Raw genomic sequence first — 1945 nt, 5'->3', positions numbered from 1 at the left:
TATTCAAACCATCCTAATTTTCTGTATCATCCAAGTATAAGTATAAAATAATAACAGTTTTATTTTTAAATTTTTTTAGACAAAAAAAAATGGTAACCCGCCGTTACCATTTTTTATAAAATTATCATTTTTCTACTGGGAATGATTTCAAATCCGTCGCTATTTCTGTATTAGAAAACAACTCTCTAGCCTCTTTCAATAATTCCTTATATGTATCTCCTTGATAGCGAGAACTAATGTGAGTTAATATTAGTCGCTTCGCATTTGCCTGAAGTGCAATGCTCGCAGCTTGCTTAGATGTAGAATGAAAATAATCATACGCTTGTTGCTCATCTTCTGCTGCGAAAGTCGCTTCATGGACAAGTACATCTGCATCTTGCGCAAGCTCCCTACTCGCTTCGCAATATCGCGTATCACCTAAGATAGTAATAATTCTTCCTTTTTGAGGTGGGCCGATAAACTCATTTCCATTTAATATCGTGCCATCCTCTAATTCAACTGCTTCACCATCTTTTAAACGTTTAAAGATTGGACCTGGTTTCACACCCATCTCAAGTAACTTATCAACTAAAAGAGCACCTTGTATATCTTTCTCTACAATACGATATCCAAAACATTCTATACCGTGTGACAATCTTTTCGTTTCTACATAAAATTCATTATCTTCAAATACGGTACCTTCTTCTGTTATCTCCACAACTTCAAGTGGATATTTCACATGTGTCGTACTTACCGATAATGCCACTTCAATAAATTGTTTAATTCCTTTCGGTCCATACACCGTTAAAGGCGTAGTTCCTCCTTGAAATGAACGGCTACCTAATAAACCAGGCAATCCAAAAATATGATCGCCATGTAAATGCGTAATAAATATTTTTTCAATGCGGCGCGGACGTACAGATGTATGTAATATTTGATGTTGCGTGGCCTCGCCACAATCAAATAACCAAGTTTGTCCTCGTTCTTCTAACAATTGTAAAGCAATTGCTGAAACGTTCCTTCCTTTTGAAGGAACACCTGCACCAGTTCCTAAAAATACAAATTCCACTTTCTTTCCTCCAGCTCTAAATATACTCTATCTCTCATCTTACGGAATGTTATTTCAAATGGCAAATTGAATTTACATAACCAATCATCTAGACAACTATATAACACGAACGTTATACTTAAAAAAATTAGCTATCGTTCGTGTTTTATGGTAAAATGATTATACTACATTTTAAGGGAGCGTTTTATTATGAAAGAAGTATTTCGTTTACAAACTGATTTTTCATCTTCATTTGATCGCTGGGTAAGTTCTTTCGTGTCTGATCACCCAGCACAATTAGAATGGACAACTTTAAAGGAATTAATCCATGAATATACAACATCACATACAAATGATACGTTACCAGCATATATTTCTTCAGCTTTAACATATTACGCCCAACGTGTTTCAACTACAAACAGTTCAGAGATTGTTATTTTTGAAAACCCTACAATCTCGTAATCTATAAATAAAAAAGCACTGGTTACAGTGCTTTTTTATTTATACTTATTTAGTAAATCGTCATATTCCGTCCAAAAGTTTGTATACATCCTTTGATCAAACTCATCTAAAATTATCTTGTCACTTGATTTATTAAATAATTCTTTTGCTTGTAATGCAAAAGAAACAATTTGTCTTCTATATTCATTTTCATTCAATTCTATATGAAGCCCTTCATAGTATATAGCCTTTTGATCAGTAGAAATAACTTTGACAAAGTCCTTTAAAATCACGTTTTTACCTATATGGTTTATAGTCCAATGAATTGAAATTGGGCATCCTAACATTAGCATAGTGCCACATCCGTGCAAAATAAGCCCCTCTTCATTTTCAATATCACAAATATATTCTTTATCTAAAGTTCGTAACAAAGCTAAAGCTGATTCACTTATTCCCCATTCCTCATCCATACCTGCC

The 1945-nt window shown here is 33.7% G+C and carries 3 protein-coding genes; 1 reads left to right on the top strand and 2 read right to left on the bottom strand.

Features of this window, described 5'->3' with window-relative positions:
• Nucleotides 1-124 precede the first annotated feature (124 nt).
• A complete protein-coding gene (gene rnz / locus ABWK52_RS15310) occupies nt 125-1048 on the bottom strand; it encodes a ribonuclease Z (protein WP_000397453.1) in 924 nt (307 codons plus the stop codon).
• Between the two features lie 189 nt (nt 1049-1237).
• Here rnz and ABWK52_RS15305 point away from each other — a divergent pair, with 189 nt between their 5' ends.
• Nucleotides 1238-1489, top strand: a complete 252-nt coding sequence (locus ABWK52_RS15305; RefSeq protein WP_000665709.1) for a DUF3932 family protein — start codon at nt 1238-1240, stop codon at nt 1487-1489.
• Between the two features lie 35 nt (nt 1490-1524).
• On the opposite strand, the gene ABWK52_RS15300 is transcribed toward ABWK52_RS15305, so the two are convergent.
• Nucleotides 1525-1938: a hypothetical protein gene (locus ABWK52_RS15300; protein ID WP_353771980.1), complete on the bottom strand. Its 414-nt coding sequence runs from the start codon at nt 1936-1938 to the stop codon at nt 1525-1527.
• Nucleotides 1939-1945 lie beyond the last annotated feature (7 nt).

This window comes from Bacillus sp. AP50 (assembly GCF_040492675.1).
Taxonomy (GTDB): domain Bacteria; phylum Bacillota; class Bacilli; order Bacillales; family Bacillaceae_G; genus Bacillus_A; species Bacillus_A cereus.
The sequence above is the reverse complement of the archived record's forward strand: the minus strand, read 5'-3'. Positions and strand labels throughout refer to the sequence as shown.